The sequence below is a fragment of the Streptomyces sp. SP17BM10 genome, assembly GCF_036322405.1.
In the GTDB taxonomy this organism is placed as follows: Bacteria; Actinomycetota; Actinomycetes; order Streptomycetales; family Streptomycetaceae; genus Kitasatospora.
Window position 1 is genome coordinate 1 of the sequence record NZ_JAQYXB010000567.1, and the last position, 7,719, is coordinate 7,719.

Sequence of the window (7,719 nt, forward strand, 5' to 3'; positions counted from 1 at the left end):
AACGCTTCGAACAACCCCGCCGTGAACGCCTCCAGGTCCTCCCGGACCTCGGCCATCTCCCCAGGTGTCACACACCAACAACGCGCCACCTACTCCCCAGGACACGCCACCACGGCACCGACCTGACCAAGCCCTACTAGGTGGTGGCGAGGCCTTCGAGCCCGGTGGGCGCGAAAGTCCGGACGAGGGCCGGATCGTTGAAGGCCGTGATGCGGGCGACGCGCGCACCGAGGAGGGTCAGCACCTGGACGCCGTACGGCTCGTAGCGGCCCTCCCCGGCGTGGCGGTGGACGACGAAGGCGGGCTGGCGGTTGGCCGTCGTGGGGGTCATCCGCCACCGGGACGGGCGCAGCACGCGGGCGGAGAGGAAACCGAGGACGGCCTGGCGGCCGGTGAACCAGGTCGGCGTCGGGGGCATCTCCATCTCGACGTCGACGCGCAGGAGGTCGACGAGGGCGGCGGCGTCGGCGCGGGTGAAGGCGTCGACGTAGCCGTCGAGGAGGCCGCGGCGGGCGCGCTCGTCCGGCTCGGCGAGGTCGTCCTCGACCGGGCCCGCCTCGGCCAGTCGGAACCTGGCGCGGCGCAGCGCGCTGTCGACGGCGGCGGTGGTCGTGTCGAGCATCTCGGCCACCTCGGCGGTGCGGAAGCCGAGCACGTCGCGCAGGGTGAGCACGGCGCGCTGGCGGGCGGAGAGGTACTGGAGGGCGGCGATGAAGGCGAGGCGCACGCCCGTGCGGGCGGCGACGGTCACCGCCGGGTCGTCGGCGCCGAACAGGGAGTCCGGGGCCGGCTGGAGCCACGGGACGGACGGTTCGCGGGGCGCGACCGCCACCCGGTGGTCGTCCGCGGGCGCGCCGAGCCCGGACGGCAGGGGGCGGCGGGAGCGGGTCTCCAGGGCGGTGAGGCAGGCCATGGTGGCGATCTTGTAGAGCCAGCGGCGCACCGAGGAGCGGCCCTCGAAGCCGTCGAACGCCCGCCACGCCCGCAGGTAGGTGTCCTGGACCAGGTCCTCGGCGTCGTGGATCGAGCCGAGGATGCGGTAGCAGTGGGCGAGGAGCTCCGGCCTGAAGGGTTCGGCCAGGGCGGTGAATTCGGAGTTCGACGGCATCGCGGGGGTCCTTCCCGAACGGCTTCGGCAGCGGGTCTCAGGTGAGCGGGACGAGCCCGGTGCCCTCGACCCGGTACTCGGGAGCGGCGTCGGGGTCGTCGGCGACCTCGGTCACCGCCTTCCCGATCTGCTCCAGCGTGACGATCGGCCCGCGCCCTTCGAGGAAAGTCTCCCGGTCGAGGCCCGCCTGCGCGGCGTAACCGGTGACCCCGGCGTCGCCGACCCCGCCGACCGGGGTCATGTCCGGCAGGAGGGCGACGAACCGGATGCCGAGCCCGGCCCGTTCGGACTCCCCGGCGGCATAGGTGCGGATGTAGCGGACGGCGGCCTTGGCGCTCGCGTACCCGCCGCTGAGCGGGGAGCCGAAGAGCGCGGCACCGCTGGACATGGAGACGACGACGCTGCCCGGGGCCAGCGGCTCGCGCAGGGCGGCGCCGGTCCAGGTGAAGACGTGCCGGGTGTCGACCTCCCAGGCGCGGCCGAAGCTCTCCCACGTCTGCTCCTGGACGGGTGCCATCGGCGGCACCGTCCCGGCGTTGAGGACGAGCAGGCCGGGGCGGTGGGTGCGGATCACCTCGGCGGCGAGCGCCTCGTCGGTGGCGTCGCCGGGGAGGGGAGTGAAACGCTCGCCGAGCTCGTCGCGGACGGTGAGCAGGTCGGCTTCGGTGCGGGCGATGCCGATGACGTGCGTGCCGCGGGCGACGAGCGCCGCGGCGATCGCGCGGCCGAAGCCGCGACCGGCACCGGTGACGACGGCGGTGGGGAAGGTGTCGGACATCGGGGGCTCCCGGGTGGGCTGGTGGGATGGGGTCGCCAATCAAGACCGGCGGGAGCCCGGAAAACCGTCGTGCATCCGGAAGATTCTCCGGAGGCTGGAGGATCACACGGCCTGGGGGAAGCGGAACAGCCCGTCCGGGTCGTAGGCGTGCTTCACCCGGCGCAGCCGGGCGAGGTTGCTGCCGTAGTAGGCCTGCGCCCAGTCGGCGAGCGTCGGGTCCGGGTAGTTCTGGTAGGCCTCGCCGCTCGCGTACGGGCGCATCGTCGTCCAGACGTCTTTCAGCCAGGCCTGGGACTGGTCCACGGCGGGGCCGGAACCGGCGCCGGGGGCAGGGTAGTTGGTGATGTACTGGGCGCCGAACAGGGCGCTGCGGTGGACGAAGGCGGTGTCCCCGGGGGCCACCCGGTTCACCGCACCGCCCAGGGCGTCGAAGGAGACGGACGCGCTCCCGCCCTGGGGCACGCTCCGCGGGTACCGGCCGACGGCGGCCACCAGCGAGGAGATCCCCGTCGCGTCGATCGGCCGGGTGTAGAAGTCGGACCGGGCCGCGTACGAGCCCCGGGTCAGCCTGCCGTCGGGGTTCTGGCCGGGGAGGCTGCCGGGCAGGTGGGCGGCGGCCTGCGACCAGTCGGCCACGCCGCCCATCTCCTTCATGGTGTCCAGGAACGGCGCCGTGTGGAGGGAGGCGCCGGCCGGGGCGACGGCCAGCCGGTCGACGAGGTCGGCGAGCTCGGATTTCGGGCCGAGGTAGTTGACGGTGCTGGTCAGGCGCTGCCGCCCGTCCGGCCAGGTGTCGAGGTGGAGGTTGGCCCAGAGGGGGTCAGGCGCGTCCGCCACCCACGTCTGCCAGGCCGCCACGACGGCGGCGGCGGACGACCAGGGCCAGGAGAGGAACGCGTACGCGCACGTCGGCGCCGGGTGGGTGCGGAACGTGAAGGACGTGACCACGCCGAAGTTGCCGCCGCCACCGCCGCGCAGCGCCCAGAAGAGGTCCGGGTCGGCCGTCGCGTCGACCTGGCGGATCCGCCCGTCGGCCGTCACGATCTGCGCGCCGGTGAGGTTGTCGCAGGTCAGCCCGTACGCACGGCACGTCACGCCGATGCCGCCGCCGAGCGTCAGCCCGGCCACGCCCACGCTCGGGCAGGAGCCGGCCGGGACCGTCACGCCGTCGGCCGCCAGGCTCGCGTACACGTCGATCAGCCGGGCGCCCGCGCCGACCGTCGCCGCGCCGCCGGCACCGGAGACCGCCGCCATCGACCCCACGTCCAGCACCATCCCGCTGCCCGACGACCAGCCCGCGTAGCTGTGCCCGCCGCTGCGCGCCGCGACCGGGAGGGCGTACGTGCGGGCGAAGGCGAGGCTGGTGGCGACGTCCTGGGGCGTGGCCGCGTAGACGATCCCGGCGGGGCGCAGGCCGTCGAACTGCGGCTGGTAGAGGTGGCTCGCGTCCTCGTAGCGGGCGTCCTGCGGGCCGATGACCGTGCCGCCGAGGTCCTTCGCCAGCGCGGCCCAGTCGGGCGGCCCGACTGGGGTGGGGGTGGGCGAGGGGGACGGTGTGGACGGTGTGGGGGACAGCGTGGGGCTGTTCGCGGAGGTCGACGGGGCCGGGGACGGCTCCGGCTTCGGCCCGCCGCACGCCGCGAGCGCCGCCGCCGCGAGGGGCGCGGCGGCGAGCGCCAGCACCTCCCTGCGGCCGGGCCGCTCCGGGAGGTGCGCTGCCGGACGGTCGTTGGTCATGCCCATTCCTCGGATCGTAGGCCCCCACTGTGGGACGGCGCGGGCGCGCCGGGCGGTTGCCGCACCGCGGGCGAGGTGTCAACGCGAAGCCTCCGACGGCCGGTTCAGTGACGCAGCGACCGCGGCCGCGACGCCGAGCGGGTCGCCGGCCGGCGTGGTCGGGTAGACGGACGTCGAGTGCGCCCACGCGTCGTCCAGAGCGTAGTAGTCGACGGGCGCCGGGTGCGTCTGGTGAACGAGGGCCGTGTCCAGGGACGCGAAGAACGCCGCCCAGCGCTTGGCGTACAGGTCCGCGACGAGGCCGGACCACTCGCGTGCGGCGTAGTCGTGCAGGCCGCCGTCCTCGGCCTCGGCCCGGGTGCCGCCCCACGTGGTGAGGATCGACCGTGCGTCGTACTGGAGTCGGGCGCGCTCGGCGTCGGTCTCGCCCCAGGACGGCACCTGGGCGAGCCACGTGCCCACCATGAAGCGGGCGTCGGTCGCCGCCAGCCGGTCGAGATCGTCCTCGGCGGCGCTCCAGCGGCTCACCAGCGACCGGAATGCGGCCAAGTCGCCTGCGGTGTAAGCCTCGTCGATCTCCGGGAGCAGTCGGCGGCTCTCGTCCGCGAGCGCCTGCCGGGCGATGTTGACCAGGTCGTAGCGGTAGGTGTCGGTCCCGCGCAGCTCCGGCGCCACCGCCAGGAGCTCGGCGAGGGCCTTGCGCACGCTCTCGGGGTCGTAGCGCAGCCTCTTCGGCGACCAGGACGCCGAGGTCGAGGCCGTCAGCGACGGCCGCGCCGTGAACAGCCCGTCCTGCGGCTCGCTCCACCCGTCGGACGGCATGCCGTACGGGCCCTCGCGCAGGTGCGCCCAGGCCTCCGCCGCGTGGGCGTCCGCGCGGCCGTAGCGAGCGGTCGCGTACGCGGTGAACCAGGCCGCCCGGTCGATGCCGTCCGCGGACCAGGCGAGGTCGGCGAAGAGCGCGAGGGCGGCCGGGTCGGTGCCGGTGCCCTCGGGCATGAAGGCGATGCCCTTGAGCGCGCTGCCCGGCTTGGTGAGCCACTGACGGAAACGGGTGGTCCACACCCCCGTGTTGGCGCCGACGGCGGTCTTGCCTCCGAAGTCGGGGATCGTGCCGAACGCGTACGGCGTACCGCCCCAGTCGGACTCGCGGTCCAGGCCGTCGTAGCGGTCGGAGAGGCCGTCGACGATCAGCATCCGGCTGCGGTCCACGCCCGACAGCAGGGCCGCCGTGGGATTGTGCTCCCAGCCGAGGATCGCCCAGACGGCGCCGGGGTGGGCGGTGAGCAGGGCGCGCTGGATCGCGCCGGCCGCGGCGGGGACGTCGACGCCGCCGGCCGTGCCGCCCTCGTGGAGCGGGTCCATCTTGTACACCGCGCTGTCGCCGAAGGCGTCGCGCTGCGCGGCGTAGTAGGCGGCGGCGACCTCGGCGAACCGCGGCCCGGTGGGGTCGAGCCAGGAGTCGCGGGCGAACGCCGTCCAGGTGCCCTGCGGCACGACGGCGGCGCCGGGGTCGCGCTCGGCGAAGTCGGTCGGGACGGTGCCGAAGTAGCCGGGCAGCACCGGCGTCATGCCGAGGGCGCGCAGGTGGTCGCAGAGCCGACGGCCGACGGCGGCGCGGGCCGCGACCAGCTGTTCGGAGACCGGTCCGCCGAAGCCGGACATGTTCTGTAGCAGCCACCACGGCTGGTGCGCGGGTGCCGGGATCCACGCGCGCAGGTCGGCGGCGGAGTAGCCGAAGCCCTGGAGCGCCCGGAGGTACGGCGCCTCCGCACCGACGGTGACGAGGACCTCGTTGAAGCCGTGCAGCGCGAGGACGTCGACCTCGTGCTGGTAGTCCGCGAAGCTCCGGTAGGCACCGGAGTAGCCGTTGTCGGTGTCGTTGAGCGCGTAGCGGTGCGGGACGACGGCGGCGCCGGTGTGCGCGGCGGGCACCGGCGGAAGGGTGGCCGGGAGCGTCGAGGTGCTGTCGCCGGGCAGGCCGATGTCGGCGTGGGCGACGTTGCGCAGGTACCAGCCGACGCCGGTGAGCAGAGTGGCGGGCGAGGTGCCCCGCACCCGGATCGCGCCGGGCGTGCCGGAGACGGTGAACGCGTCGACGCCGGGCGCGGCCTGCGGCTCGGGGACGAGGCTGATCTGCGCGGCGTGGGCGGGCAGCAGTCGGGTGAGGGCGGCGACGGCGGGCGCGGGGTCGAACGGGGTTTCGGATGCGCGGGCTCGAGCGGGCGTCAAGGCCGTGCACATGCAGAGCAGGGCGAGCAGCACGGGGACGGCGCGGCGGTCGGATCGTGCGATCAGCGGCATGCGACCGACGGTCGCACTTCGCGCCCGCCCGGTGCCCCCGGCTCGCGGATCCTCACCCGGATGACCGAGTGGGCCCGTACACGGGCACGGACTCGCCGCCGGGCGACGTCGGGGGGCGCCTCCGCGTCCGTGGGGGACCGGGAGCCGCGCCGTCTGCGGAGGCTCACGGCAGCCGGAACCTGAGGAATCCGTGAGCCCCGTGGTGCCCGGTGGGCTCGGGCTTGCCCGCCGGAGCCTTCCAGCGGTCCATCCCGCCGCGGCAGAAGCGCATCGCGAGCCGGTGGTGCCCGGCGGAGGCGGCGTGCTCGCACGCCACTTCGAGCGGCCGGATGTCCGCGGTCGCGAACTCCCGCGCCGCGGTCCCCGTGCCCACCACCGCCGCCAGCGCGACCGCCGACCACCCGGCCCGGCGCAGGAGCGCCCCGGCCCGCGCCGAACCGCGTATGGATCCCGCCATCGACTGCTCCGTCCGCCCACCGTCCGACTACGGAAGGAGAGTCTGGCGGGGAGTACCTGAGGATTCGCTGAAGCGGGAGGCCGACCGACGCTCCGGCGTACGGCGCGCAGCACCACGGGCGTCCGGGCGGGTCATCCGTCGCGCGGCGACTCGATCAACTGACGTAGTTTCGCCTCCCCCTCCTGCAGACTCCCTTCACACCGGCCGGTCGGACCGCGAGGCTTCCGCTCGGACTGCCACCGGGGCCGCGCGACCGCGCGGACCGTCGCATGGGGAGGACCGACCATCGTGCCCAACAGGCAACGTCGACGGCTGCTGTTGCCCGCCGTCACCCTGACCGCGCTCGGACTGACGACCACCCAGGCGCTCGCCGCCTCCGCGCCGCCCGGACCCCGGCCGCACCAGGCACAGCACCTGGAGGAGATCGGGCAGCAGCACGCGAGGAACGTGCGGGACGGCCACGGCGCAGCCGGGCCCGCGTTCTCGGCCGACTCCTCTGCGAAGGCCGACCGGGGTGGGGACGACGGCGGCGCCGACGAGGCCGAGAACGCGGCCGAGGGCACCGCGCAGTACACCGAGGCCCGCACCGCCCCCGGCGTCGTCGCCCCGGGCGCGTACGGTGCGGCGTGGGCGCAGCTGAAGTCGATGCCGAGCGTCGGCGGCCGCTGGGAGCACGTCACGAACAGGCCGTACAACGCCGACGACGCGCGCTACCGCGACGTCAACTCCAACTCCAGCGGTGGCGCGGGCTTCGTCACCGGCCGGATCACCGGCATCGCGGCGGACGACGACGGGTACGTGTACGCGGGCGGCGCGAACGGCGGCGTGTTCCGCTCGCGGACCGGCGGCGGGCAGTGGCAGTCGATCTCGGAGAAGCTGCCGTCGCTGTCGACCGGCACCCTGAACCTCGATGGATCCGGGCGGCTCTGGTACGCGACCGGGGAGTCCAACACGGGCGCGGTGTCGTACGTCGGCACCGGCGTCTACGTGCTCGCTGACCCCAAGCACGGCCAGTTCCAGCCCGGGAACCGGGTCGGCGGCGCGGAGTTGGAGTCGACGACGATCCACGCGTTGCGCTTCGCGGGCGACAAGGTGTGGGCGGCCACCAGTCGGGGTGTGTGGAGCCACTCGACGTCGGACCTCTCGGGCCCGTGGACGCAGGAGTTCGCGCCCAACCCGGACTACCTGCCCGGGGGTTCGAAGGCGTCCGACCCGAGCGCGCCGTACAAGAACATCGCCAACGACATCGCGATCGATCCCAAGGACCCGTCGAAGGTGATCCTGGCCGTCGGCTGGCGCGGTGGCGACACGTACAACGGCTTCTACAGCAAGGCC

Annotated in this window: 4 protein-coding genes and 2 pseudogenes; 1 reads left to right on the plus strand and 5 read right to left on the minus strand. The window is 74.5% G+C overall.

Annotated elements, in window-relative coordinates:
• Positions 1-136: 136 nt before the first annotated feature.
• The 5 genes and pseudogenes from PUR71_RS15255 to PUR71_RS15275 all read right to left on the minus strand — a co-directional run.
• Positions 137-1,117: pseudogene (locus PUR71_RS15255) on the minus strand (RNA polymerase subunit sigma-70); the annotation flags it as partial.
• Positions 1,118-1,145: 28 nt separating this feature from the next.
• Positions 1,146-1,886 (minus strand): SDR family oxidoreductase, encoded by a 741-nt coding sequence (locus tag PUR71_RS15260; RefSeq protein WP_329927532.1) that lies wholly within the window; start codon positions 1,884-1,886, stop codon positions 1,146-1,148.
• 102 nt (positions 1,887-1,988) lie between these two features.
• Positions 1,989-3,623 carry an FAD-binding oxidoreductase gene (locus tag PUR71_RS15265; RefSeq protein WP_329927533.1) on the minus strand — a complete coding sequence of 545 codons (1,635 nt, stop codon included), beginning with the start codon at positions 3,621-3,623 and terminating at the stop codon, positions 1,989-1,991.
• 78 nt (positions 3,624-3,701) lie between these two features.
• A complete protein-coding gene (locus PUR71_RS15270) occupies positions 3,702-5,927 on the minus strand; it encodes an alpha-N-acetylglucosaminidase (RefSeq protein ID WP_329927534.1) in 2,226 nt (741 codons plus the stop codon).
• 163 nt (positions 5,928-6,090) lie between these two features.
• Positions 6,091-6,384 (minus strand): hypothetical protein, encoded by a 294-nt coding sequence (locus tag PUR71_RS15275; protein WP_329927535.1) that lies wholly within the window; start codon positions 6,382-6,384, stop codon positions 6,091-6,093.
• A 285-nt stretch (positions 6,385-6,669) separates the two neighbouring features.
• Between PUR71_RS15275 and PUR71_RS15280 the strand changes: the two are divergent.
• Positions 6,670-7,719: pseudogene (locus PUR71_RS15280) on the plus strand (glycosyl hydrolase); the annotation flags it as partial.